The sequence below is a fragment of the Proteiniclasticum ruminis genome, assembly GCF_900115135.1.
GTDB classification, from domain to species: domain Bacteria; phylum Bacillota; class Clostridia; order Clostridiales; family Clostridiaceae; genus Proteiniclasticum; species Proteiniclasticum ruminis_A.
This window is the reverse complement of the sequence record NZ_FOVK01000022.1, coordinates 1-26,396: the sequence shown is the minus strand read 5'-3', so window position 1 is coordinate 26,396 and position 26,396 is coordinate 1. Positions and strand designations below refer to the sequence as shown.

Annotated in this window: 26 protein-coding genes and 1 pseudogene; 10 read left to right on the top strand and 17 right to left on the bottom strand. The window is 45.1% G+C overall.

Annotated elements, in window-relative coordinates; genetic code table 11:
• Positions 1–206: 206 nt before the first annotated feature.
• From BM243_RS14575 to BM243_RS14510, 14 genes are all read right to left on the bottom strand, one after another.
• Positions 207–1,583 (bottom strand): glycoside-pentoside-hexuronide (GPH):cation symporter, encoded by a 1,377-nt coding sequence (locus tag BM243_RS14575; protein WP_074913292.1) that lies wholly within the window; start codon positions 1,581–1,583, stop codon positions 207–209.
• The gene (locus tag BM243_RS14570) at positions 1,583–3,910 is read right to left on the bottom strand and encodes an alpha-galactosidase (protein WP_074913290.1); all 2,328 of its coding nucleotides are present in this window, start codon (positions 3,908–3,910) and stop codon (positions 1,583–1,585) included. Before BM243_RS14570 ends, BM243_RS14575 begins: the two co-directional genes overlap by 1 nt.
• 143 nt (positions 3,911–4,053) lie before the next feature.
• Positions 4,054–4,713 (bottom strand): MBL fold metallo-hydrolase, encoded by a 660-nt coding sequence (locus BM243_RS14565; protein WP_074913288.1) that lies wholly within the window; start codon positions 4,711–4,713, stop codon positions 4,054–4,056.
• 92 nt (positions 4,714–4,805) lie between these two features.
• On the bottom strand, positions 4,806–5,378 hold the full coding sequence (locus BM243_RS14560) for a M15 family metallopeptidase (RefSeq protein ID WP_074913285.1): 573 nt from the start codon (positions 5,376–5,378) through the stop codon (positions 4,806–4,808).
• 121 nt (positions 5,379–5,499) lie between these two features.
• Complete coding sequence (locus BM243_RS14555; RefSeq protein WP_074913282.1) at positions 5,500–6,627, bottom strand: M50 family metallopeptidase; 1,128 nt, start codon at positions 6,625–6,627, stop codon at positions 5,500–5,502.
• 29 nt (positions 6,628–6,656) lie between these two features.
• On the bottom strand, positions 6,657–8,009 hold the full coding sequence (gene mgtE / locus BM243_RS14550; protein WP_074913280.1) for a magnesium transporter: 1,353 nt from the start codon (positions 8,007–8,009) through the stop codon (positions 6,657–6,659).
• Positions 8,010–8,104: 95 nt separating this feature from the next.
• The gene (locus BM243_RS14545) at positions 8,105–8,740 is read right to left on the bottom strand and encodes an SIMPL domain-containing protein (protein ID WP_074913278.1); all 636 of its coding nucleotides are present in this window, start codon (positions 8,738–8,740) and stop codon (positions 8,105–8,107) included.
• 22 nt (positions 8,741–8,762) lie between these two features.
• Positions 8,763–9,635 carry a DMT family transporter gene (locus tag BM243_RS14540; protein WP_177213541.1) on the bottom strand — a complete coding sequence of 291 codons (873 nt, stop codon included), beginning with the start codon at positions 9,633–9,635 and terminating at the stop codon, positions 8,763–8,765.
• Positions 9,636–9,698: 63 nt separating this feature from the next.
• Positions 9,699–10,709: a hypothetical protein gene (locus BM243_RS14535; protein ID WP_074913273.1), complete on the bottom strand. Its 1,011-nt coding sequence runs from the start codon at positions 10,707–10,709 to the stop codon at positions 9,699–9,701.
• An 87-nt stretch (positions 10,710–10,796) separates the two neighbouring features.
• On the bottom strand, positions 10,797–11,411 hold the full coding sequence (locus tag BM243_RS14530) for a metallophosphoesterase (RefSeq protein ID WP_074913272.1): 615 nt from the start codon (positions 11,409–11,411) through the stop codon (positions 10,797–10,799).
• A 155-nt stretch (positions 11,412–11,566) separates the two neighbouring features.
• Positions 11,567–13,027: an alpha-amylase gene (locus BM243_RS14525; protein WP_074913270.1), complete on the bottom strand. Its 1,461-nt coding sequence runs from the start codon at positions 13,025–13,027 to the stop codon at positions 11,567–11,569.
• Positions 13,028–13,088: 61 nt separating this feature from the next.
• A complete protein-coding gene (locus BM243_RS14520; protein ID WP_074913268.1) occupies positions 13,089–14,678 on the bottom strand; it encodes a hypothetical protein in 1,590 nt (529 codons plus the stop codon).
• Entirely contained in the window at positions 14,668–15,378 is a 711-nt protein-coding gene (locus tag BM243_RS14515; RefSeq protein WP_074913266.1) for an ABC transporter ATP-binding protein, read from the bottom strand. Before BM243_RS14515 ends, BM243_RS14520 begins: the two co-directional genes overlap by 11 nt.
• Before the next feature lie 280 nt (positions 15,379–15,658).
• Positions 15,659–16,597 carry a DUF4825 domain-containing protein gene (locus tag BM243_RS14510; protein WP_074913264.1) on the bottom strand — a complete coding sequence of 313 codons (939 nt, stop codon included), beginning with the start codon at positions 16,595–16,597 and terminating at the stop codon, positions 15,659–15,661.
• A 219-nt stretch (positions 16,598–16,816) separates the two neighbouring features.
• Between BM243_RS14510 and BM243_RS15610 the strand changes: the two genes are divergently transcribed.
• Genes BM243_RS15610 through BM243_RS14495 form a run of 3 tightly spaced genes read left to right on the top strand, consistent with a single transcriptional unit; the run spans position 16,817 to position 17,615 of the window.
• A complete protein-coding gene (locus BM243_RS15610; RefSeq protein WP_074913262.1) occupies positions 16,817–17,149 on the top strand; it encodes a (4Fe-4S)-binding protein in 333 nt (110 codons plus the stop codon).
• On the top strand, positions 17,065–17,340 hold the full coding sequence (locus BM243_RS14500) for a GNAT family N-acetyltransferase (RefSeq protein ID WP_074913260.1): 276 nt from the start codon (positions 17,065–17,067) through the stop codon (positions 17,338–17,340). The genes BM243_RS15610 and BM243_RS14500 overlap by 85 nt, the downstream gene beginning before the upstream one ends.
• A gap of 32 nt (positions 17,341–17,372) precedes the next feature.
• Complete coding sequence (locus tag BM243_RS14495; RefSeq protein ID WP_074913257.1) at positions 17,373–17,615, top strand: hypothetical protein; 243 nt, start codon at positions 17,373–17,375, stop codon at positions 17,613–17,615.
• Positions 17,616–17,751: 136 nt separating this feature from the next.
• Here BM243_RS14495 and BM243_RS14490 read toward each other — a convergent pair whose 3' ends face one another.
• Positions 17,752–19,401 carry an FAD-dependent oxidoreductase gene (locus BM243_RS14490; RefSeq protein ID WP_074913255.1) on the bottom strand — a complete coding sequence of 550 codons (1,650 nt, stop codon included), beginning with the start codon at positions 19,399–19,401 and terminating at the stop codon, positions 17,752–17,754.
• A gap of 225 nt (positions 19,402–19,626) precedes the next feature.
• Between BM243_RS14490 and BM243_RS14485 the strand changes: the two genes are divergently transcribed.
• From BM243_RS14485 to BM243_RS14465, 5 genes are all read left to right on the top strand, one after another.
• Complete coding sequence (locus BM243_RS14485) at positions 19,627–19,989, top strand: ArsR/SmtB family transcription factor (protein ID WP_074913254.1); 363 nt, start codon at positions 19,627–19,629, stop codon at positions 19,987–19,989.
• 17 nt (positions 19,990–20,006) lie between these two features.
• Positions 20,007–21,011 (top strand): permease, encoded by a 1,005-nt coding sequence (locus BM243_RS14480; RefSeq protein WP_074913252.1) that lies wholly within the window; start codon positions 20,007–20,009, stop codon positions 21,009–21,011.
• Between the two features lie 45 nt (positions 21,012–21,056).
• Positions 21,057–21,293 (top strand): thioredoxin family protein, encoded by a 237-nt coding sequence (locus BM243_RS14475; RefSeq protein ID WP_074913250.1) that lies wholly within the window; start codon positions 21,057–21,059, stop codon positions 21,291–21,293.
• 80 nt (positions 21,294–21,373) lie between these two features.
• The gene (locus BM243_RS14470) at positions 21,374–21,856 is read left to right on the top strand and encodes a permease (protein WP_074913248.1); all 483 of its coding nucleotides are present in this window, start codon (positions 21,374–21,376) and stop codon (positions 21,854–21,856) included.
• Positions 21,853–22,386, top strand: a complete 534-nt coding sequence (locus BM243_RS14465) for a permease (RefSeq protein WP_074913246.1) — start codon at positions 21,853–21,855, stop codon at positions 22,384–22,386. Before BM243_RS14470 ends, BM243_RS14465 begins: the two co-directional genes overlap by 4 nt.
• Before the next feature lie 117 nt (positions 22,387–22,503).
• Here the strand turns inward: BM243_RS14465 and mgtE (BM243_RS14460) are convergent, their stop codons facing one another.
• Positions 22,504–23,847 (bottom strand): magnesium transporter, encoded by a 1,344-nt coding sequence (mgtE, locus tag BM243_RS14460; protein ID WP_074913242.1) that lies wholly within the window; start codon positions 23,845–23,847, stop codon positions 22,504–22,506.
• Between the two features lie 106 nt (positions 23,848–23,953).
• Complete coding sequence (locus BM243_RS14455; protein WP_074913240.1) at positions 23,954–24,844, bottom strand: LysR family transcriptional regulator; 891 nt, start codon at positions 24,842–24,844, stop codon at positions 23,954–23,956.
• 114 nt (positions 24,845–24,958) lie between these two features.
• Here BM243_RS14455 and BM243_RS14450 point away from each other — a divergent pair, with 114 nt between their 5' ends.
• Both BM243_RS14450 and BM243_RS14445 read left to right on the top strand, forming a co-directional pair.
• Positions 24,959–25,984 carry a YeiH family protein gene (locus BM243_RS14450; protein WP_177213539.1) on the top strand — a complete coding sequence of 342 codons (1,026 nt, stop codon included), beginning with the start codon at positions 24,959–24,961 and terminating at the stop codon, positions 25,982–25,984.
• Positions 25,985–26,191: 207 nt separating this feature from the next.
• Positions 26,192–26,396: pseudogene (locus BM243_RS14445) on the top strand (hypothetical protein); the annotation flags it as partial.

Here is a 26,396-nt window from a genome sequence, read left to right as displayed (position 1 = left end):
CTTCTATATGTTTGGCTCATAAACACATTGTATCGGTATGAGATTCAAGCTGCAATATGTTTTGCCACGCAAGCGCCATTCATCCCACGGCTGAAGCCGGGCAAGCTCGGTATGGGCTTTCTGGCGCAATTCCTGTAAAAAGTCTAACGCATCCTGCTCAATCTTCGAGACTCAGCACTCCTTTCCTCTATGGTTCTGACGGCACCTCAGTTGCTTCCTTCCCGCTCCACGAGCTCCTCCAAAATCTTTCCATAGGTTTTTTCATCAATGATGTATTTTTTCTTGTACAGCAGAAAGCTGATGACGATGAGAAGCAGCGGAAGAAGCATCATGGCAGACTTCATAATCAGAAGACCTTGAGCGCTCAGCATTTCTCCCTCAGTGAGACCATTGATCCCTGAAATCACGAGGGTATACCCCACGATCCCCTGGGCCACGGCCGCCCCCATTTTATTGATGAAGGGCTGGATGGCAAAGGATACGGATTCATTTCTTTTTCCAAGCTTCCAGTGGCCATATTCGATGGTATCTGCAAGAAATACCAGCATCAGAAGCTGTATGAACGCCTGGCCCACAAACAGCATGATTCCCGATATTCCAATAAAAATCATATTGGCAGGGGAAAAGAAGAACAGCACATACCCCAGAAGAATGAGAAGAATTGCTCCACCATACAAGGTTTTCCGGTCATATCTTTTGCTGAATCTAGGAAACAGAAGAAGTGCCGTGATCTGGGATACACCAAGGACAAGAGCAAAAATACTGTACATGGTTTCATCTAGATACACATATTTGAAATAGTACACACCAAAACTTGTGGTGGTCATATAGCCAATCATGAAGAGAGCCATGGCAATGGCAGTCACCATCAGCTGATCATTCTGTGTCAGCGCCCGGATCATCCCCTTTAGAGTGGTTTTTTTGAAATCATGGCCGCCCAGAACGGGAGGCTCCTTCACAAAGAATACCGTAATCATCTGAAAAAGGACCATGACGGCCACAAGGAGCACCGCGAAGACAAAGTATCCGCGCTTCAGGCTTCCAGCAGCCTCCCCTAGCGCATTGGTCAGTGGGATCACAGAGGCCACCACAAAAAACAGGCCAAGATTTGCATAAATACGGGCTAGAGCCCCAATCTCTTCTCTCTGTTTCTGATCATAACTGAGGCTTGGCATCATGGACCAGTACGAGATGTCATTCATGGTCCAGGCCATGCCCCAAAGAAGATAAATGAACGTGACATAGAACACGAAGGAGTTTCCTGAAAAAGACGTGTCCAGAAACAGGAGGACTGTCAGGATTCCGGCAAGGAGCACACCAAGGAAGATCCAAGGTTTGTACTTTCCGTATCTCGAACGGGTATTGTCAACAATTACGCCCATGATGGGATCGTTGAACGCATCAAAAACGCGGATGAATATGATGATGGTGTTGATGGTCAGAAGTTCTCTGTTGGATACCCCCACCACTTCCGTGATGAACACGATGAGATACATGCTGACCAGAGAATAGACCATATCTCTGCCAAAAGTGCCCATGGCAAAGGCATATTTGTTCTTTCTGAATGACGATGATGATTCCATTAATTTTCCTCCTTCATCTCTCCCACCATGAGCTGGGAACCGAAGTCTCCGAGCATTCTGGTGTCTTTTTGATAGCCTGTTCCCATGAACTGCTGATGGATGCGGAGTCCTTCTGAGAGAAGGTCCCCCTTTGCGGTATACTCCTCCACATTATGAGGGAGGCGATAGAGCTTTCTCGCATTTCTTAAGATCAGACCTCCAGGAGACAGCTTTATCGGCATCACGTGTTTCAGGAGAGAACCGAAGACTTCAATGTCCATGGATGCTTCTCTGGTTCTCACCACATAGGTGTTTTCATGATGTAGACCCTTGAACGGCATCACATCAAAAGGAGGACTGGGTTCCTGCATTTTTTGGAAAAACCCTTGAACCGTCTTCTTTCTGTCCTCAGATACCACCTGAAAGTTCACCCGGTTCTCCCGGACGCTGTCAAACCGGTAGAACCTGCCAAATTGCATGAGGCTTCTGTATTTTTTATACCAGGCAATCTGCTTTTTCACTTCTTCTTTCTCTTTCAGATTGAGATGGGTGAGTTCAAGCTCATAGCCCAGGACTCCAAAGGAGGCCACATGGAATCTCGTCTCCAAAGGGGTTTTTCTTAAGGTCTGCTGATGGGGACTTTCTGAAACATGGGCTCCTATGGTGGATAATGGATAAAAATAGCTCAGTCCTTCTTGAATGGATAGCCTTGAAATGGGGTCTGTATTATCCGATGCCCACACCTGGGGCATGTAGGAGAGCATTCCAAGATCAAAGCGGTTTCCCCCACTGGAGCAGGATTCAAAAAGCACCTTGGGAAAACGCTCCGTGAGGATTTTCAGCACCCGGTAAAGCCCAAGAATATGGCCATGAAATGCCATCCCCTGATGATTCACCGCGTCACTGTAGACATCGCTCATATGGCGGTTCATGTCCCATTTCACATAGGAAATGTCACAGCTTTCAAGAAGATGGGAAACTTCCTTGATGATATAGTCCTGAACTTCTCTCCGGTTGATATCCAGGACCAGCTGATGCCTTCCTTTGGACGGCGTGCGTCCTGGTACCTGAAGGGCATACTCAGGGTGATTGCGATAAAGATCACTGTCCTCATTGACCATTTCAGGCTCAAACCAGAGTCCAAAATCAAGCCCCATGGCTTTTATCTTTTCTGCCAAGCCTTTGATGCCGCTGGGCAGCTTCTTCCGGTTCTCCCCGTAGTCACCAAGCCCTGCTCTGTCACTGTTTCTTTCTCCAAACCACCCATCATCCAGCACAAAGAGCTCCACACCCAGTTTCTTGGCTTCCCTGGCCAGAGAAAGAATCTTACGTTCGTTGAAATCAAAAAAAGTGGCTTCCCAGTTGTTCATAAGAACGGGTCTTTCTTTATACTGGAATTCTTTGGAAATGATGTGTCTGTTGATAAAATCATGAAAATGATGACTCACGCCATTCATCCCATCCATGCTTACGGTCATCACTGCTTCCGGGGTTCTGAAAGTCTCTCCTGATTCCAGCACCCAAGAGAAATTATGGGGACTTATGCCCTGATGGACTCGTACCAGCCCATGGCTCGTTTTCTCCACAACGCTCCTGTGGTTCCCACTATATAGAAGATTAAACCCGTACACTTTCCCAAAATCCTCAGTGGCATTCTTTTCCATGAGCAGAAGCCCCGGATTATGACGGTTGCTGCTGCCTCCCGTTCTGGATTCCTGGAGAAAACTGCCCACGGGAAGTCTGTGCCTCTCTTTTTGAGCCTCCCGGATCCATCCCCCAGAAAGGGTCAGCACTTCTGGATGATCCATGAGAAGATCCAGCTGCATGCTCATGAACTTTAAAATCTCCACCGGCTGATCCGATCTGTTTTCGATGACCGCTCTACGCGTGATCACATCACAGTTTGAAAAAACAGTGTAGACCAAGGTCATTCTCAGTGGATGAAGCGTATCTCGAAGATGGACCACAAGAGTCTCCGCTTCCTCCCCTTTTGCTGTGGGCATCTCTTCCATGGGAAGGGTTCCCTCAAGGATCTCATGGGACTCGTAATGAAAATCACAGACATAGGATCCATCGGGCATCTTTATCTCAAAGGGCATTTCCCGGAAATCTCCTTTTCCATTGAAAGAATACTCGAGCGGAAGAAGATCCAAGGTGTATCCACCCTCCTCATAAAGAACACTGCTTCCGACTCCGGCATTCTGCTTCATATAAAGCCCCTGAAAATCCTGCCAGGCAAGAAGGCGGCCATAATGGAGATTTTCAAGATGCCCCGTTGGCAGTATCCGAAAAAGATAGCTGGTGCTTTTGGTGCTGAGTCTGAAGACTTTTTGACGAACTTCAATCATAATGGTTTCTCCTCTTCCTGAAATCGGTTTTATTGATTCTATTCTATCATGAAAACGATAATGCATATATCTTTATGCTATTTTCTTTCTCCGTAGAAAAAGGATCCAGGAAAGCAATGCCTCCTGGACCCTGTTCTTTGAAATCAGGATAGATGTATGTCCTGCTGATGTATTTTTTTCTGCTTCAGCACTGCCACCTGCTGCTTGGTATGTTCCCTGTCATAAACCAGCGTATCTTCCCGGTAAAAGATCACCTGGTCAAAAAGGCTGGTGAAGTTCTCCAGAGGCTCAATATCCGGAAGTCCGAACTCCGTGGTGCGGTAGTGCATGGGGATGGCGATATGCGGGTTCAGTTCATGGATCATATCCTTTGCTTCTTCTGGGGAGATGGTATAAAATCCGCCCACTGGAAGAAGCACCAGATCCAGATCCTTCAAAAGCTCTTTCTTCTCAGCTGTCAGGCTTTCTCCAATATCTCCAAAATGGGCAAATCGGAGATTTTCCCCCTCAAAAAGAAGAATGTCTGTCATACCTCTTTTTCTTCCGCCCTCCTGATCATGGGCACAAGTGATCCGGGTGAGCTTAAAGGGAGAGGGGACTGCTTTTTCTTTCATTTTGACAGCGTTTCTGGCATTATGGTCAAAATGCTCATGGGTAACAAAAACATCGTCTGCCGTCAGTTGCAGTGGGGAAAGTCCTGGAATACTGTTTTCTCTGTACGGGTCTATGATCATCGTATAGTCTCCATAGGTCACAGAAAAGCAGGAATGTCCATAATTTGTGATGGTCAGTAATGGCTTCATGTCGTTGCCTCCATTTTCAATATACTTTGTTTTACTCAGTATATCTAATAGGTTTGGCTGAATTCTAAACAAATAGAGAAATATCTGAGAATCTAGGGTATTTTTTCATATCCTTCTGGATACTTCACCCGTCCGAATCTTCTCATCTCAAAATGAGGCATGTCCCTCTTTCCCTCTTCCCAGTAATATCCTGGTGAGAGCCCGATCTCTCTTCCGATTTCGGCGCATCTTCTGAAGAACTCCAGATCGGTGTACTCTTCTCCAGGCACATTCTTTGCAATATCAAAGGCATTCCGCTTGGTGTGGTTGGAGTTTTTGGTCCAGGTGACCACCTGTCCTGGTCTTGATCTTCCCTGCTCATATAAATACTCTTGCCTTTCCTGGGTGCGGTAGGTTTCTGTGATGAGTACTGGAAGACCCTCCTCTTCTGCAATCCTTAAGAAAAGCTCCGCCGCTTCTCTCGTCTTCTCATTGAGCTCCTCCAGACTGCTGATTCTCTCCAGGGGATTTCCAATAGATACACTCTGCTCTGCTCGTCCAATGTTTTGCAAGAACAGTACCAGGAGCATCAGCACAAAGAGGATCATCATGCCCAAAAATGCTCTTCTTTTTCGATTCCGGCTGCGGATTTCTCTTTTCCTGCGCTCCATTTTTTCTGACTGCATCTCTCTCACCACCTTTTATACCAGTATCCCCTGAAAGCTTTTACAGAATCCGCATTTCCTCTGTCTTTATTCTTAAGACTTCCGATGAAAATATTAAGATGAAAACAAAAAGCGCCAGGGCTTATTGCCCTTGGCGCTCGGTTTCTATTCTCTGGAGAAGCTCATTGAGAAGCTCCGCCTCATATACTGCCTGCCCTTTGAAAGGATAGTGGTCTCGCATCTCCAGTCCCTTTAAGGCCAGGGTCCTGGCTTTTTCTGCATCTTTTTCCATGAAGTAGGCATAATAGGCTTTCACACGCAGTCCATTGATGTCCTGATCCCTCATGAGGATCTTCCCTGCTTTTTCGTAAAACACCTTTGCCTTATCAAAATCCCCCTTCAATAGAGCGAAAAAAAGGATTTCATAATAATAAGCAGGAAGACTGTACGGGGGGACTTTATGGAGACTTTTCTCCACATCCCGAAGATATTCTTCTGCAGAGTCTCGATTCCCCTTGTCCATTTCCTGAAAATAGAGATAGAACGCCTTGGTCAGATCATGCATATCACCGATGATGTCAAAATCCTTCACCAGCTGCAGATCTTTCGGCCGGATGCCGGAAGCCAGCTTCTTGGTCAGAAGGGACGATTCATAAAACCTTTCTGCCATGGGACTGTTTCTTAGGATACTGAAAAACATCATCCCGTCTGTGGGCTGATTCATGGAAAAAAACGGAAACCCGTTGACGATCCCAAGAAGTATAGAGATTCCCCCAGTTAGAATCGCCGCCATCTTCCATACGCTGTATGGCTCCATAAAAGCTGAAAGATAAAGAAACAGCGCCCCGGTGAGAAGATTCATGAAAATCCCTCCCAGAGAGTATATGGCATATTCCTTCATGGTGGCATCCTCATCAGGGATCATGGCACAGAGTCCTCCATATCCCACATTCTTGATGATGGAAAACCGGAGCTTCCCATTTTCTTTCTGTATGGAGAAAACTCCCGCACGAAACATAAGAAACTGGTATCCCAAAAGCTTCCCAAAGAGAAGATGTCCCAGTTCATGCAGATTGATGGTCAGGAAAACACCAACATAAAATAGAATAAAAATGGCCACAAAGTCTGAAAAGGAATAAACATCCAAGAAGCCCAGATCCACATCGAGCACTGCTAGAATTACTCCTATTGGAACGCCTATGAGGAAGATCCACAAATAAGAAAGCCCTTTTTTCTTTTTCTTTTCATTTTTCACTGGATTCTCTGCCAAATATTCCTACCTCCCAAGTATCATAGAAATCAAGAAATCCCCAGGAAAACTCCTGCAAGGAAGAAATAAAAAATCAAAGACAGCGCATCCACGATGGTTGTAATGAGTGGCGCCGCCATGATGGCCGGGTCCGCTTTCAACAGCTTCGCAAAGAGGGGAAGAATTCCACCCACCATTTTTGCGATGACCACGGTGCCGAAAATGGCAAAGGAAACCACGAACATGATTTTTTCCTGCCCTGGATAGGTGATGATGAGACGGATGAAATTGATCACCGCCAGGAAGAGACCTGCGATGAGACTGACCCGGAACTCTTTCCAGAGCACCACAAATCCGTCTTTCAAGGAAATCTCATTGAGCACCATACCACGGATGACCAGTGTGCTGGCCTGAGAGCCTGCATTACCACCTGTGTTCATGAGCATAGGAATAAAACTCACAAGGACTGGAATCTGCGTAAAAGCCTCCTCATATCTGCTCAAAATGCCTCCAGAGATCATACCGGAGAACATGAGCACGGTGAGCCAGACGATTCTGTTTCTCGCCAGTTCCCAGGAAGGGGTTTTCAGATAGGGCTTTCCCGATGGAATGGTAGCCGCCATGAGCTCAAAGTCTTCTGTGGCCTCCTCTTCCATAACGTCAATGATGTCATCCACGGTGATGATACCCACAAGACGCTCCTCTGAATCCACAACGGGCAAGGATAAATAGTCGTATCTCTGGAACAGATAGGCTACTTCTTCCTTGTCATCTGATGTATGTACTTTTACCACATCCGTCTCCATGAGATCTTCCACCAGAACTTCATCTTTGGAAAGCAGCAAGGTTCTTAAGGAGACCACGCCATCCAGTACTCTGTTTTTATCGATGACATAGCAGTTGTAGAGCGTTTCGCTGTCCGCACCATTCATCCGAAGGTACATGATCGCTTCCTTCACCGTCATTTTAGGCCTGAGATTTGTATACTCAGCCGTCATGATGGTTCCTGCAGAGTCCTTTGGATACTTCAGGAAGGCATTGATGACCCCACGGGTCCCTTCATCTGTATTTCTCAGCACTCTTTTCACAATACCGGCAGGAAGCTCTTCCAGCATATCCACCAGATCATCCACAAACATCTCTTCCAGAACACTTTCCAGTTCCTTGTCCGTAAACTCATGGATCAGCCGCTCCTGCACATCCAGCTCCAGATTGGAGAACACCTCCGCAGCCAGATCCTTGGGCAGCAGACGGAATACGATGGCAGCTTTATCTTTGGGCAGGATTCCAATGAACTCTGCAATATCCACTTCATTCTCTTCTATCATCGCTTCCCGAAGAGCTTTATAGCTGTTCTCCGTAAGAAGCTTCTGAAGATAGAGGACAGTCTCTTCGTTTTTCATAGGACTCCTCCTTTCTCTTTGGTCAAATCATTAAAGATAGCACTTATCTATTATAACGTAGGATGGACAGAAGGACTAGAAAAGCCTGAAAAAAATCAGAGAATTTCCACGGTCAGAAGCACCTTCCTGTTGGCTTCTGCATCTTCTGGCGTCATGGAAAGATCCATGGCTTTTAGAAGTCTTGGGCTGCCTTCCACCTTTGAATAACTTCCGTAGGATTCGGACACTTCCTCCACAGAGATCACATGGCCGATGGTGAGTCCTAAAGTTTCCGCGATGGTCTCCGCTTTTTTCTTTGCATCCAAAACCGCTTCCTTCATCGCCTCCTGCATCACTTCTTTCTCGTCTTCCAGACTGAAGGTCAGTCCCACTTGTGGCGTTTCGCCAGACTCGGAAAGAAAGCTGAAAATCTCAGACAGATTGGGAAAAGATAATGGAAGCCGAAGGTTTAGGACTGTGGATATCTCAAAGCCTTGAAACACCTCACGGTACAGTTTTCCATCGTATTCCTGCTCATATCTTGGATGCACAGAAAAGTGAGATGTTTTTATCTTTTCAGCAGGCACCCCTGCTCTTTCCATAGACTCCAGAAATCTGCTGTAGCTTGTTTCAAAAAGCTGCAGCACTTCTTCATACCGCTCCTTCTGGAAACGATAGGTGAAGGCCAGATTCATCCGATCCGGTTTCCTTCGGACAAGCGCATTTCCTTCCACTTTTATGGTTTTGTTCATATCGTAACACCTCTATCCTTATTTATTGTTCTTTCCTTCCGAAGAGTTCATACAGCAGGGAGGACCCCAGAATGAGACTTCCTCCAATAAGCATTGACCAAGTAAAGGGCTCCTTCAGAAACATCACCGAAAACAAAATGGCAAAAAGCGGGTCCAGATAGCTGGCTAGAGCCACTTCCTGGGCTTCCAGACGGCTGAGGCTGGAAAAATAGAGCGCATAAGCGATGCCCGTATGGAGAAATCCGACGAGAAGAATCTCCGGAAGACTTTCCATGGGAATCCGCATCCCTTGGAAAGCTCCAGTGAAACCCATGTAGAGGCTGAGAACGGTCAGAGATATGAAAAGATTCAAGAAGGTTCTATGCAGTCCATCCACTTTATGGATGGATCTTCCTAGAAGCATCACAAGCGCATAAAAAAACGCCGCTATAAGTCCAAAAAGGACACCACTCTGATCTACCTTTCCAAGAGTGAACACACTGCCCTGTAGAACATAAAGGCCAAGAAACGCCAGTCCTATGGTCAGGAAGCGAATTCTCGTAAACCTCACCCGATAAAAAGCAGAGCTCAGAAGAAGAAACAGCACTGGTGCCATATAGTAGGCCAGGGTAGCGCTGGTGATGGTGGTCTTTTGGAAAGCTTCAAAAAGAAAAATCCAGTTTATTCCCAGAAACGCCCCTGAAAAGAGGAGCTTTCCTCCTTCTTCTCTCAGAAATTTCTTAGGAAAGGGTTTTCTTGTCCGTAAAAGAAGAATTCCTAAAAACACACTGCCAAGAAGGCTTCTGAGAAATGCGATTTCCAGAGAAGCCATGGGGATCCTCCGGACAAAAAGACCAATGCTTCCAAAAAGCACCATAGAAAAATAATACTGCATCCGCGCACTTAAAGTTTTCAAAACCATCCACCTCCGCTCACTCTGCTGCAATCAGAACCTCTTTTTTTTTTTTAGGCTGACCCTTTAGACCTTCCTCGTGCTGAGGACCTTCTCTTCCATAGCATAAAGCTTCTTCAGCTCCTCCGGCGTCAGATTGGATAAGGTTTCTTTTCTGTAGGCCATGGACAGTCCTTCTCTTGTGGCTTTTTTGTCCTTCGTCATATCCCGCCAGGATACTTTCTTTTTGCCCATATACAGATCGTAATCCACAATCCTTGTGCCGTCATCCACATATTCCATGCTCATGAGAATCTTTTTGATATATTTCGGCTCATAGAATGTGAAGAAACGCACACTATACACATCCACGGCCAGAAGCATTTTCGGATAGTCTTTGGACCAGGTGCTTCCAAGAACGATTCCCATCTCAAACTCTGTAAGCACATTCATGAGGCGCTCATAATGCAGCTGAAAGTGGGCATACATATCATAGATCCGGATGTCCATCTCATACCAGACTTTATTGCCTAGTCCGATATTCAGATACTTCAATGCATTGCTTCTCAGCTCCTTGAAGATGGTGAAGTAGTTCTCATTGACATGAAGACATTTTTCCATATAGATGTCCCCCAGGGTCACCTGACGGTTCAGGGACTTGTCTGTGAGAGCCACAATGACGCCACTCTCCAGGTTGCTGTTGATGAACTCCATAATGCTGCCTTCTTTGCCGCCGTAGTCTTCCTTCAGCTCCTCAAAGACCTTCTCCATATCTCCCATGGTCCGCATGATGATGGTCCTGGAGACGATACGGCTGTGATACACAAGAGAGCTCATTTTATCATTGAGAAGCTCCGACAGGATCACGGATGGACTTTCTTTGAGAATCAGGGCATTCTTCTCCTCACTCTTCCGGTATACATCTGTTTGTGCTGGAGTCAGAAGCACAATGGTTTCCCCTTCTGTTCCAATGCTGAACGCATCCATGAGACTCAGAGGCTCCTGTGGTTCCTTCGATAAAAAATAATCCTGTAGTTTCTTCTCTTCTTCTGTCTCCAGAAGAAGAATGCCTGGCCCGGTTCTTAACAGCTCCACCATATGCCAACTGCTCCTTTTCTCTTTATTTAAGTCTGTACACAGTCTATGTCCTGTGATTTCCCAAAATTACAGTGAAAGTGGCTCCCTTTATAATCCCCGTTTTCTTCTGCGGTATCTGTAATCATTGGTCCCCCAGGGATATCTCAGAATATGCACCTTTCCGGTATCCTTCTCTATGACATGAATGCCCTCCACGCCGTTGAGATACCATCGGGTCCTTCTTTTTTCCGTCTTGTCCTCCAGATTGTGGCCATAGAGATTAAAGTCCTTGGGATCTGCCTCCACATCCTCATAATAGTGGGACAGATGATAAGAATACTCTCCAAAATCCAGCACCGCATCCATTTCATGCAGGGTGCTTTTCTTCACGAGAGGCTGAAGTGCTCTGTACTTGTCATGGTTTCCCATGGTGATGTGGATCTCTTCTGCAGAGGAAAATTCCATGATCCGTATGAGTTTCACCACATCATGCAGAAACTCCCCCATGAGATTTTCGTTGTTCTCCAGTTTGATGTGATCGCAAAGATCTCCTGTATGGAGGATCACCTGGGGCTTCAGTTTCCGTAAGAGGCCTCTTATGGCCGGATAAATGGCTGAAGGGGTATCTGAAATATGAAGAATGAGATTTCTCTTTCCCATGAGCTCTTCGGGAATATAGATGCGTCCGAAAACACTGTAGACTTCCTGTTTGAACTTCTTCATCATCTTCTCCTTTCAATATCGTCCACTTTCATCATAGCATAGGGGAAAGCACTTACAAACAGAAAAGACTTCTCTCCCAAAAGAACCTGTTTTCTGAGAAAGACTCTTCCCGATGAAGCAGAAAAGACAGCTTCTGCTGCCTCTTCTTCCTCTATTTAGATCAGTTCCAGGCCATCTCTCAGCCACACGCTGATGGAAGCTTTTTCTGCCGGAAAGTCTCCATAACCTTCCTCATCAATTTCCACCTTGTCCCCACAGTTTCCCGTGTAGTCCCCAAAGATCACGCCTTTAAGCTCTTCTCCCATAAGCATGCGGATGGTCTTTTTCTCAAAGAGGGACATCACCACGGCCATCTTCTCCGGATGTTCTTCTTCTCCGTGTCTCACCCAGCCGATGTGGTCCTTATCCGAAAAGTAATTCTCTTCGTCCCCATAGGCATAGGATGTACGAAGAAGTGACAGCTTGTCTATTTTGTCCTTCATGGGTTCAATCATATAGGGACCGCCGATGCCGTAGTAGTCTCCATAAAAGATCGTCGGATAACCATCCCGTCTCAATAGAATGAGACCATAGGCCATCTCCTTGAACCAAGGCTCCACATAAGACTCCAACGCCTGGCCTGGTTCTGAGTCGTGGTTGTCCACAAAGGTGACACTCATGGGCGGGTTCACCTTGGTCACAGTACCGTCAAAAACTTGTCGAAGATCAAAGTCTTCTGGGTTCTTTGATAGAGAGAACAGATTGAAATGGAGACCCACATCAAAAAGATCCATCTGGAATCGGGTATTCTCCATGAATTTTTCTTTGTTCTCGATATTATAATCCCAGTACTCTCCCAAAAGATAGAAGTCTTTTCCTTTTTTCTCATGGATCTTTTCAGCGAACATCTCCAAAAACTCATCGTCAATGTGCTTGACGGCATCAAAACGGATTCCGTCAATATTCAGCTCTTCAATGAACCAGTAGACCCAGTTTAGAAGCTCCTCCTTCACCTCAGGATGAGCATGGTCGATGTCTGCAAACATCAGGTAGTCGTAATTTCCATTGTCGTGGGATACGCCCCAGTTCCACCCTTTGTTCTCCCCTAAAATCCTGAAGATGCCTTTTTCTCCCGTGAGGGTGTCCAGATCCACGCCGCTGAAATGATGATGATGCCAGGTGAAGTCCGAATACATGCCTTTTCTTCCAGGAAAATCAAACCCTGTCCAGGCTTTGATGGTCCTGGGCTCCTCGATGTCCTTCCTGCGGTCGTTCTGATCCACTTTCACCGCTTCAAATTCCTCTTCGAAGTCTGCTGCTGCCTTATGATTCAGCACCACATCCGCATAGACCTGCATGCCCTCTGCATGAATGGCTTCAACGAGATCTATAAGTTCTTCTTTGGTTCCATACTTGGTCCGGACAGAACCTTTCTGGTCAAATTCACCCAAATCATACAGATCATAAATGCCATACCCCGTATCTTCCGGGCTTGTGGCTTTGCACACTGGCGGAAGCCAGATGGCTGTCACGCCAATTCTCTTCAGGTCCACCAGTTTCTTTTTTAAATCCTTGTAGTAATTCCCATCTGCGGGCAGATACCATTCAAACCCTTGAAACAGAAGTCCATTCACCATAATTGAACACCTCTATTCATCTTATTTTCATTCAATATTGCTTCATTATACAGGCTAATTGTTATTTAATTCTGAACGTAGTTGGAGCTTTTTTGTAAACAAACAGCACCGCCACGGCCACATAGAAAATGGACAGCAAAATGATCACTGGAAGCATCCACTGGGCTGGAGCATCGATTTGAATGGCCAAATAGGACAAGAGATAGACCAGTCCGTTGATGATATTGAACATAGGGCTCTTCACTTCCATGGAAGAGGTGTAGGGCTGAAAAACATAGTACATGAAGAGGTAGTGCACCGAGAAGAATACAGACAGGGTCAGCACCATGGCCATGAGGGGAAGAATTTCTCCATAATCTCTCCGGTCAGAGAGTGCAGTGAACAGAAAGAGTCCAAAAAGAAGGGTTCCTGTGGGAATCAGATTCCCCAGCACAATTCTCTTCAGCCGCAAGGAGAACATGCTAAGGAGCGCTTTGGGCTCTCTGTAAAATCCATACCGTAGCATAAAGAGATCACAGTTGTAGAACATGGCTTTGGTCTCCCGGTTGGAATTGGTCAGCATATACATGACAAAGATCATCATGGTGTAGTTTTTCGAAAGCTCCGGTCCCATGCCATTCATAAGATCCGGATCCACAAACAGATACAGAAGGAAGAGGCCAACAAAGACCGTGGCAACCAGGATGGACTTCACAAGAATAGGCTTTCTGAAAAAGCGCCGGTGTCTTTTGAAGAAAAGCGCATTGAGGTAGGCAAAGCCTTCCTTTTCCACCCCTTCCACCGGAAGAAGATCTTCTTCCTTAAAATCCTTGTCCCGCATCTTCACATCTGCCACCATGGCTTCCTTCATAGCATTCTGAAGCTTATTCATCTTCTCATAGCTTGTCACATGGTTCATAGCTTCGATGTAGTAGTCATAGCGGACAATATACCGAAGGCAAAATATCGCCATCATAAAGAGTGTAGCCGCAAAGAGTGGATGCTTAAGAACAAGTCCACCGTCAAATCCAGGAAGGAAGAAATACAAAAGATATGCGCCCGCCATCACTATGAGGATAAGGCCAATGAGCACCATGTTATGATCTTCTAAAAGGAACCGCCTTTTTCTGAAGAGATAAAGATGCAGTGCCTCTGCTGCGAATCCCATGAGGGTGGCTGCCCCTGAAAGATACAGAGCCTCCAGAGGACTTCGGAACACACTTCCAGTAAGAAACAGAAATCCTATGCTTCGCCCCACCAGTTTGAAACCTTCTTTTTTCACGAGATATGCCAAGGCATACTCTCGAGGATCCATCTTCAGCTCTTTCAGAAGAATGAACTTCGTCTGGGTCAGTTCTAGGAGGTAGGGAAGCAAAAGCCTCATGAGGAAATAAAGAAAAAGAACCAGTGTCAGGGACTTTGCATCCAGACCGTCCAAAAACAGTCCGGGAAGCAGAAGCGCCCCCACTGCCAGAAGTGCTCCTTTCAGGCTGCTCCATATAAGCTGATAGAGAAAGGCAAGCACACCCAACCCTTCCTTCAGGGTGAACAATCCGTAATGACCTCTATTGGCCATTTTTCTCACGAGGGGCAGCTTCCGGATAAAATAAACAAGTCCGTTTATGAAGATAGAGGTCTCCAGCTTCATTATGAGAAGAATCTTATGCCCCATGGTTCTCCTCCTTCAGAAGTCTGATGATTTCTTCCTCGAAGGTCTCATCTCCCAGTCTGTCATGATCCAGCATGGACATCTTTCCGTCATGAAGAATGGCAATCTCATCACAAAGATCCGTGGCCAGCTGAAGAATGTGGGTGGAAAAAATGATGATATGGTCTTCTCTGATGCTTTTGAGAAGCTTCTTCATTTCCAGTGCCACCACCACATCCAGAGACGTCAGAGGTTCATCCAGAAGAATCACCATGGGTTTTGCAATGAGAAACAGAAGCATCTGAATCTTGTTCTTCATGCCATGGGAGTACCCCTTCATAAGCCTGTGCCGGTCCTCCTTCTCAAACTGGATGAGATCAAAATAAGTGTCAATAGGCTGGAGATGGTCTAGATCATTTTTGTGAAGATCCACAAAAAACTTGATGAACTCATAGCCTGTGAGAAAATCCGGGAGCACAGGGGTGGAGTACACATAGGAGAGATCCTTGGGTCGGATGGGTCTTTCCTCCTCCTGTGCGGTCAAGTAGGCTTTTCCGTCTTCCGCTTTGATTTCATCTGCCAAAATATTGAAGAGCGTTGTTTTTCCTGCGCCATTTCTGCCTAACAGTCCATAGATTTTCCCTTTTTCAAAGGTGAAATCCAGCCCTTTCAGCACCTCTTTTCCATCAAAGGATTTTTTAATACCTGCGAGTCTCAGTTCCATTCTGTCTACATCCTTTCATCATAAAATCATAGTCATTATGTGGTATATTATACCACATAATGCGATATTTTAAACATCTTTATTGTTTTTTGCATTCTTTGTCTGATATTTTTCCATCAATCCATACTTATCATACTTTGTTGCAGCGGATGTTTCAATATCATTCCGATAAGCATCCTAAATCTCTCAACCCACCAGATATAAAAAGTGGAAGAATCCACATAGAGACTCTTCCACTTTTCTCTTTTCCCTTATATCATCCTGTATTGTCTACTGAACTTCAGCGTAGGAAGAGATCTTCCCTGGACAGAATATGATCCAGAGGACCATACTTTTCTGTCAGTTCTTCTCTCGTGAACTTTACACTCCCATCATAGGAACTCTTCTCCAGCACTCCCTCCGATGGCTCATTCTTCACCTTGAATGTGATTTGATCAGCATTCTCCACCAAAGAGATCAGTACGAGAGCATTTTTCTCCATGACCCGATGGATCTCATTCACGGGCTCAGCTTTAGGATACTGAAGAAGATTCGTCAGTTCTTCTTTTGGCTCATAGTATACCGTAATGCCATAGGGTTCTTTTTCTGTCTCCAAGGAGATGTATCTTTGTACGTAGCCACTGCCTGGAAGCGGAAGAGCTGAAACAATTTCTGAAACTTTGCTCGCATTCCCCACATAGGGAGTTTTTAGTGTGCGCAGTTTGTCCAGATCATATTCCACCACATCCACCAGCACTTCCAGGCCATACACCGCATCCCCCTTCTCCAGATAGTCTACCTGGAGACTGTACACAAAAGTGCCGCTGCATTCTGGTATAGAGATCACTGCTGCATCTCCATGGATGGTGAAATCGAGCTTAACTTCAGTTTCCGGTTTTCCCTTCTCACTGACTGCAGCGGAGATGATTTCATAGGGTACTTTCTCACTTTCCACCAGAGGCGTCAGATAGAGTCTTTGACCGCTGCTGGCTGTGATTCTGCTTTCTTCTGTATAGGTAAAATTCGCCGGGTGATCGCTGTCTGCGATGACACTGCGTCCTAATGATTTCCATTCATAGGTGCCCATCTGTGCTTCTTTCTGCATCTCATCGCTGAGAAATGCCTTCAGCTCCGGTGGCTTTGTCGCCATCTGGCTTTGCAGTTCTGTATAGAGATAAATACCTCCCAGTACTGCTAAAATGAGGACCATATATACAATACCTCTTCTGTTTCCTCTCATGTAGCTACCCTCCTATCTTCTGTCCTTTTTTTAGTATATCTGTAAAGAATGAAGTGGACCAAAGAATTCCCTTAAGATTTTCTAAACCTATGGAGCGTCGAGTTCATACCGTTTTCAGAACTTCCTCTGCTTAGGACAAAATTAACGTCTTGTTTACGGTTTCCCCTGCTTCCTGTGATAAAATGGATGTAACTTTTAAAAAAAGGAGATCAAGTGGCCATGACTGAACAGGAACTACTGGAAACGGGATACCGGAAATACTACGGTGACAAACTCGATATCTATTTCAAGCGCTCCCTATGCACACATTCCAGGGTTTGCCTGAAGGGAAGTCCCAAGGTGTTCAACGTGAGAAACCGCCCTTGGATTGATCAAAGAGAAGAACCGGATCTCAAAAAACTCATTGCGGTGCTGGACGCCTGTCCAACCAAAGCACTGCGGTATATCGCACACAAGGAGGAAGAAAAATGGAACTCAAACAAGGAGAAGGCAGGCTTTATCTTCTTAATGAAGAAGGTATGGAAGCAGGTGAAATCATTTATGAGGAGTTAGGAAATGAGCTTCTCATCATCAAGCACACCTATACCCACGATGGATTCCAGGGACAGGGAGTAGGAAAGAAGCTTCTCAACGGTATGGCGGAAAAAGCCAGAGCAGAAGGAAAAAAAATCCGTCCCATCTGCGAATTCGCCAAGGCTGTCATGGAAAAAAATGAAGTCTACCATGATGTGCTGGAAAAATAGGAAGCAACAAGAGGACAGCAAAGGAGAAGACCATGTGGATTAGAACACAGGACAAAAAAGAACTCGTTAAAGTCATAAGAGTCTATACTTCAAGGATTTTCGGTGAGAAGAAGGGAAAACACATTCTATGGGGGCAATTTGCCGGCACCAATCTATTTGGTGAAAATAAAGCAACCCTTGGGATCTATCCCACGGAAGAGCTTCTTATGGAAGAGCTCGCTCTCATCGAGTCTGCTCTGAAAGAGAATCCAGACGGATTCTATGAAATGAGATAAAAAACCAGGTAACCTTTTGCACATCACTTTGCATGGTTACCTGGTTTTAATTTTATTTGATTTCTGAAGAAGCGTTTATGACACCCATTCCCTTGATCCTTGTCTCATCGCCCTTAATCTAATTCTAATTCAATATCTATTTTTTCTTCATTTTTAAATAACGGAGATAGGTTTTGTGGCCACCGGAAAGGTTGTAGACCTTCTCCACCCCACTGTTGAGAAAAATATTCTGCACCGCATTTCCCGTGGTGCCTTTATTGCAGTAGGTCACGGTGATGGTATCCTTCTCCAGATCTTTCGCAACGTCCCTTGCAGCACTATGCGGGACGTTTATGGCATTCTCCACATGACTGGCTTCATACTGCTTTACCACTCTGGCATCCACGATCCTCACTTTTTTTCCTGAAGATGCAAGTTCATCCAGCTCTTTGATTGTCATAACAGGACGATTGCCATAAATGGCATTTTCCTGAATCATCCCGGTATACATCACAGGATCTTTTGTTGTCGAAAAAGGTGGTGCATAGGCAAGATCCAGATGAACAAGATCCTGAACCTTCGCACCAAAGGTGATCAGTGCTGCGAACACATCCACCCTCTTGTCCACCCCTTCTGGTCCAATGATCTGTACCCCCAGGAGCCGTCCATCTTTTTTATCTGCAACGGACTTGATGACCATTTCTTTGCCACCCATATATTCCGGGCGGTTTGGCTTGATGTTGTGACTGACTGAAATTTCATACCCTTCTTTCAGTGCTTCTCTTTCTGTAAGCCCTGTTTGTGCCACGGCAAGATCGAAGATCTTATAGATGCCTGTACCCAGAACACCTCTAAACTCAAGGTTCCCACCAGTAGCATTATTTCCTGCCATTCTTCCAGTTTTATTTGCCGTAGAACCCAGAGGTCTGTACACAGGCTTTCCTGTAATACTGTGGTACTGTTCTATACAGTCTCCCGCAGCATAGATATCTGCTACTGACGTCTCCATGAACGGATTCACCTTGATTGCTCCTGTTACGCCCATCTCAATGCCAGCTTCTTTCGCAAGCTCCACATGAGGTCTTACACCAGTGGCTACAATGACAAGATCACCTGGGAGCTTGCTTTCATCAGAAAGGATCACCTCATTCTCAGTGATTTCCTTTGCTGATTTGCCAGTAATGACCTGCACACCCTTTGCAGCTAGATGTTCTTCTACCAAAATGGCCATATCTTCATCCAGTCCTGGGGATACCTGTGTCAGAAGCTCCACCATGGTGACTTCCATGCCCAGATGCTTCAGATTTTCAGCCATTTCAAGCCCAATGAAACCCGTACCGATGATGACTGCATCCTTGGGATTTTTTTCATCAATATACTTTTTGATGCTGTACATGTCTTTGATATTCCGCAAACTGAATACATGCTTGTTCCTCACACCTGTAATAGGAGGCACAACGGAACGGGCCCCTGTAGCGAAAATCAGTTTGTCATAAGAGTCTTTCATGGTCTCTCCTGTTTCAAGATTCTTCACCAGAAGGATTTTCTCCTTGGGATCCACTTGAAGCACCTCATGACCGGTCTTAATGTCCACATTATATTTTGATTTAAAGAACTTGGGGTCTCTTGGTGTCAGGTCTTCCCCATTTTCCACTTCTCCGCCGATGTAATAGGGCATCCCGCATCCAGAATAGGAAATATAGGTATCTATCTCATAAATGATGATTTCTGCTTCTTCGCTGTTTCTTCTTGCTTTTGCAGCCGCTGAAGTTCCTGCAGCCACGGCACCAATGATCCGTATTTTCATAAAACTCTCCTCTTCCATTTATTAAGTTTGAAACACTTCCATTGTACTAAATTCTTGTTAACACCATGTTAATTCAGCGCAGATAACCTGATAAACATTTTTATGTCAATCATTTGAACCTGCGTAAAGTTATTTTTTGTCAATCATTGACAGGAACAAATCCCAAGAGTAATATAATCATATTCCCATATGAGAATATGTGCATTTGTGAAAGGACGTGACGCCATGAATGAACTGACCAATATTTTTAAAACCCTCTCAGACGAAACTAGACTGAGAATCATGATGCTGCTTTACCAAGATGAGCTCTGCGTTTGTGAACTTAGTGGAATTCTCAATGTGCCCCAACCTACTGTATCTAAAGGGCTTTCCAAACTTAGAGATCTGAATCTTGTGGTGGATACCAGAAAAGAGAAATTTGTTTATTATAAACTGAGAACGGACCATATTCTTCTGAACAGTATTCTTTCAGACATCCTGAAAAGCATTGGTCAATATCCACAGCTTCAGGACGATCAGAAAAATATCGCCACCAAATGGCAATACAGCGAATCTCAGTCCCTCATCAGTAAGAATTTTACACTGTAATATAGAAGGAGATCATCATGGTAATATTTGAATGGATCAACAATCAGCTGCTGAAGATGAACTGGCTGTTTGAACTGGTCGAAAGCCTTGTGGTGAAGGTATTTGGCCTAAGTATGGACACAAGGCTTGGAGCCAGTATTCACTTTTTCATCTACGATGTTATTAAAATTTTTATACTTCTTTCTGCCCTTATTTTTATGATTTCCTATGTCCAGAGTTTCTTCCCGCCAGAAAGGACCAAGCGGATCCTCGGAAACTTCAATGGAATTACCGCCAATATCCTTGCCGCTCTTTTGGGGACCATCACTCCCTTCTGTTCCTGCTCTTCTATCCCACTTTTTATCGGGTTTACCAGTGCAGGGCTGCCCATCGGCACAACCTTTTCCTTCCTGATATCCTCCCCTTTGGTGGATCTTGCCTCAGTGATTCTTTTGGCCGGTATTTTCAACTGGAAAATTGCCATTGCCTATGTCATCGTTGGCTTGGTTCTGGCCGTCATTGGCGGAACAGTCATTGGGCATCTGAAGCTTGAAGCACATGTGGAGTCCTTTGTATTCCAGAACAATTTGGAGATGGGGGAAGAAGATCCTTTATCCATACAAGAAAGGATAGAGTTTGCGAGGGATCAAGTTCTCGATATCATCAAAAAAGTTTGGATTTATGTACTCATTGGTGTCGGTATTGGTGCTGCAATCCATAATTACATTCCAGAAACCTTTATCACCTCTATCTTAGGTGCAGACAAATGGTGGTCTGTCCTTGTCGCAACCATCGTTGGTATCCCCATGTATGCAGATATCTTCGGAACCCTTCCCATCGCCGAAGCTCTCATTGCCAAAGGGGTAGGATTAGGCACGGCACTGGCCTTTATGATGGGTGTGACTGCTTTGTCTCTCCCTTCCCTGGTCATGTTGTCCAAGGTAGTGAAACCAAAGCTTTTAGCGATTTTCTTTGGTATTGTTGCAGCTGGGATTATCCTTATCGGTTATAGTTTCAATGCATTCAGTTATTTATTCATTTAGTTACCCAAAATTATATATAATTAATCATAAAGAGGAGAGATATTCATGAAAATTAAAGTATTAGGATCAGGCTGCAAGAACTGTGTAACACTTACAAAAAATACAGAAGAAGCTCTAAAAGAAATGGGCATCGAGGCGGAGATCATCAAGGTCACAGATTTTAAAGACATCGCTTCCTATGGCATCATGTCCACACCTGGGCTGGTCATTGACGAAGAAGTGGTTTCTTATGGAAAAGTGCTGAAACCAAACGCCATCAAAGAGATTCTGGAAAAAAGATAGTCCGTTACGGTCTGAGACCCCTATGGTTTTCAGACCGTAATTTTATTGCGAAATCCCGAATATGGTGAGACGAGGAGACGATGATGACCACCATTTTATATGTGATTACCGGATTTTTACTTCTTCTGTCCTATGTAAAGGACAAAAAAAACACAAAAACAGCTCTGAAAAAGGCTTGGAAAGCCTTTGAAAATATCCTGCCTGAATTTATGACGGTCCTGATTTTTGCAGGCATACTGCTGGGCATACTTTCTCCCGAAACCATTTCCAGATACATTGGAGAGTCTTCGGGCTTCTTTGGGACCCTTCTGACTGCGCTGATTGGGGCAATCACGCTGATCCCCGGATTCATCGCATTTCCCATGGCAGCTCTTTTATTGAAAGAAGGTGCAGGCTATATGCAGATTGGTGCTTTCATTTCCACTCTCATGATGGTGGGCGTGATCACCATTATAGTAGAAATCAGATACTTCGGAAAAAAGGTTACATTCTTACGAAATGGTCTGGCATTTCTTCTGTCTTTCCTCATCGCCTTTATTCTAGGAGGTGTCATGAAACTATGATGAAACTGCTGAAAAGATACAGATACACTCTCATTGCTCTCACAGCTCTTCTGCTTCTTTGGATATTCTCCAAAGAAACAGGAACAAAAGCCCTCAGTATCACAAAGAACTCTACCCTGGAGATGATTCAGGTGATTCCACCCATCTTCCTACTCATGGGACTCCTTGATGTATGGATCAAAAAAGACACCATGGTGAAGTACATGGGTGAAGGCTCAGGAGTGAAAGGCATGCTTCTGGCCATCCTCATCGGCTCTGCTGCTGCAGGCCCACTCTATGGAGCCTTTCCAGTTGCGGCAGTATTTATGAAAAAAGGCGTCAAATTCTCCAACATCCTTCTTTTCATCGGTGCCTGGTCCACCACAAAAATCCCCATGTTTCTATTTGAAATGGCTTCCATGGGAAAGACCTTTGCTGTCACAAGACTTCTCATCAATCTGCCTGTGATCTTTTTCATTGCACTGGTGATCCAGAAAATGCTCCGCAAAGAGGACATTGATATGCTCTATAAAAACGCTGAAAATCTATAGGTTCTGAAACTAGGAACTTCTCCAATCGATACCTCTAGAAAACAAAGAATCCGGACTTCCCTTAGAAAGCCGGATTCTTTATTTTCATATACTTGATTCAATTGTTTCTCAGCCCTTTTAGATCTTCAGGATCCATCTGGCAAGGAAAAAATAAATCAGCAGAGAGGAGGCATCCACGATGGTTGTAATCATCGGTGCTGCCATGATGGCCGGATCCGCCTTGATCTTCTTTGCAAAAAAAGGAAGCAGCGCACCCATGAGCTTTGCCATGATCACTGTGGCAAGGATTGCTAAAGATACGACAAGAACGATGAGCGGTTTATCCGGGTAAAGGATCCGGAGCCTGATATAGGTGAGTAGTGCCAAGACCGCACCGGTCATAAGAGACACTTCAAACTCCTTGATGAAGACCTTCACAATGTCCTTCATTTCAATTTCTCCCAGGACCAGTCCACGGATGATGAGCGTACTGGACTGGGAACCGGAATTTCCTCCAGTGTCTGTAAGCATCGGTATAAATGTCACAAGAACGGGAATCACAAGAAACGCATCTTCAAAGGACGTCAGGATGGCGCCCGTTAATATACCCGAAAGCATGAGAAAGGTAAGCCAGCCCATTCTATTTTTAGCCAGTTCCCATACGGAAGTCTTGAGATAAGGCTTGTCTGATGGCACAGTACCTGCCATCTTCTCAAAGTCTTCTGTATCCTCTTCCAGGATGACATCCATGATATCATCCACCGTGATGATGCCCACAAGACGGTTTTCTTTATCCACCACAGGAAGTGTCATAAAATCATACCGGCTGAAAATCTCCGCCACTTCCTCCACATCATCTTCCGTCTGCACCCCGACCACTTTCTCTTCCATGAGATCTTCCACGGTAAGATGATCCTCCGCAAGTAGAAGGGTTCTTAAGGTTACCACACCCAAAAGCACTCGTGTGTCACTGACCACAAAACAGCTGTACAGCGTCTCGCTGTCCTGACCGTTCTGCCGCAGATAGTCAATGGCTTCCGGTACTTTCAGGTTCTTTTTGAGACTTGTGTATTCGGACGTCATGATGCTTCCTGCTGTATCTACTTTATATTGCAAAAACCGGTTCAGCGTAGCCCGGTCCTCTGGATGTACCCGGTCGAGAATTTCTGCCACCAAAGAAGCGGGGAGCTCCTCTAAGAGATCCACCAGGTCGTCCACAAACATTTCTTTCACCAGATGATCAATCTCTTCTGTTGTGATTTCAGAAAGAAGCGTCTCTTGAAGATCCGGATCCATTTCAGAAAAAACATCCACTGCAAGATCTTTGGGCAGCAGCCTCATGGTGAGGATTCTCTCATCCTTCGTCATTTTCTCGATGAGTTCCGCCAGATCCACCGGATTTTCTTCTTCCAGCTCCTTTCTCAGCTGCATAAACAATCTGTTTTGCAGCAGCATTTGGAGGTGTTCGAGTTTTTCAGTCATAGCCACCTCTCCTTTCTGTATTTTCTTCTTACAGTATAAATCATCTTTTTTTTATTTCCACCCCTACGACACAAATAGTTCAGCTTCTTCTCTCCAAGGATCTCTATCAGGACAAGACAGATTGCAAGAATCTGTAAAATCTTTTAAACTCCTTATTCTGGAGGTTTCCAGGCTGAGTCACAAAATTGAACTCCCGAACCATTCTGAGGTTTTTCACTGAAATTTCTTTCAGCCTGCCAGATGAAAGCTCCAATAGCACCGCGTCCTTGTACATGAAGCTGATGCCAGCCCCTTGCTCTGTTAGCTTTTTTAAAAGGCCGATGTTGCCGATGTCTATGACTCTCTCAAAGCCTCTGATAGAAAAATTGATGGTGGACAGCCCTGTTTCCAGAACCTTTCGGGAACCGGACCCTTCTTCTCTCACCAGGAGGGTTTCAGGAAGAAGTTCTTCCATGGATACTTCTTTTCTGCCACTCAGCCGGTGCTCCGGACCCACCACTAAAATAAATGGCACTTCTTTGAGCAGCGTCACCTGGTAGAGTGCCTTGTCCACAATGCCTTCAATGAGCGCAAAGTCAAGATGTCCCGTTTGAAGGTGGGAGAGAAGCACTTTGGTGTTGTCCACCATCAGGGAGAACTCCACCTCTTTAAAAGAGTCATAAAACTGCTTCAGATGAGGTGCCAGAGTATATTCTCCTAAAGTCAGCGTTGCACCAAAATAGTACTTCTTCCTCTTCTTTTTCAGGTTTTCCAGTTCCTTTTTCATCATTTTTTCTTGATAAAGAAGAAACTCCGCATACTTTCTGAAGACCGCGCCTTCTTCTGTCAGGCTGATTCTTCTGTTCTCATAATGAAAAAGCTTCACATCATACATCTCTTCCAGCTGTTTCATTTGGTGGCTCAGCCCTGGCTGTGTCATGGAAAGTCTCACAGCGGCTTTGGTATAGCTTTCTTCCTCCACAATGGCAAGAAAAGTGAGTAGTCTTGGGTCCAGCATGTTTTTGCTCCTTTTCTATAAATTTAAAGAATAGATTAATAAATATATATAATTATATTTTATAGTTTAAACATGTTAAAATCAAGACATCATATGAAACAGTGAGGACATACAATGAAAAACATGCAAAAACTGGTTCCCGGAATTCTATTGTCATTACTTCTTGCCCTGACGGCAAATCAGCTCCAGAAGATCATCCCTGGACATCTCATCAGTGCAGGTGTCTTTGCCCTCTTATTGGGTATGGTCATCAATCCGTTTATCTCAGGAAACAGGAACTTTTCTTCTGGCATTCAGTTCACATCCAAAAAGATCCTGAAGTTCTCCATCATCCTCATGGGACTGGGGTTGAGCTTTTCCCAGATTTTCTCAGTCGGTAAGTTTTCCCTGGTGGTCATGACCTTCACTTTGGCATCTGCCTTCCTTGGTGGATATCTTCTTGGAAAAGTCATGGGCCTTCCCTGGAAGCTTTCCAGCCTCATCTCAGCGGGCACAGGCATCTGCGGTGGCTCTGCCATTGCCGCCATCGCCCCTGTCATTGAAGCAGAGGACGCCCACATCGCTTATGGTATTTCCGCTACCTTTCTATTTGATATCCTTATGGTGATTCTTTTCCCCATCATGGGCAGATTTTTCCAGATGAGTGATCTTGGATTTGGACTCTGGTCCGGTACCGCAGTCAATGACACTTCTTCTGTGGTGGCTGCAGCCTATGCATTCTCTGATGCTGCAGGACAGTACGCTGTCATTGTGAAGCTCACCAGGACCCTTTCCATTGTTCCCGTGGTACTGATTTTCTCCTATATCCACGCAAGGGTGGAAAGCAGAAAAACTGCAGGAGCAGGCACTGTGCATGCACGAAATAAGGTGGATCTAAAAAGCATCTTCCCCTTCTTCATCCTGTTTTTCCTGCTCATGGTGGGAGTCAAAAGCACAGGGCTTGTGCCTGATGCCTTCAGCGCACAGATCACCTCTTTCAGCAAGCTTCTCATGGTCATGTCCTTAGGTGCCATCGGCCTTAAAACCAACTTCAGTGAAGTCACCAAATCAGGCTTTAAACCCATGGTTCATGGTTTCCTCATCTCTCTTCTGGTGGTGGTGGTCTCCTTCCTGGTTCAGCTGATGATGGGCCAGATCTGATGCTATATAATGTGGATCTGATTCTCTCCTTAGAGAGTCTGCCTCAACAAAAAAGGGATTCCCAGCGACAATGTCATTAAGTTAAGAAAATCAGCGTATGGAAACATGCGCTGATTTTTTTGCAGATTTTTTTAAAGAAAAGCTTGACATTCATCAGCAAAAATGCGGCGAAGCCCTTTGAACATAGAGATTCAAAGGAGGGCTATTATGCCGAAACCAGCAATTCACAAGGATATTCGAAAAACACTTTTTCATGTTATTGATGATCATGTCGCACGAAAACACGAATTTCTCCAACAACCCGGGCGAGATTTTACTCGCCACCGAAAGCTGTCTCTGGACCACATGGTGAAAGCCACCATGCTCCTTGGAGCAGGTAGCATCGATAAAGAAATGCTGGAGTACTTTGATT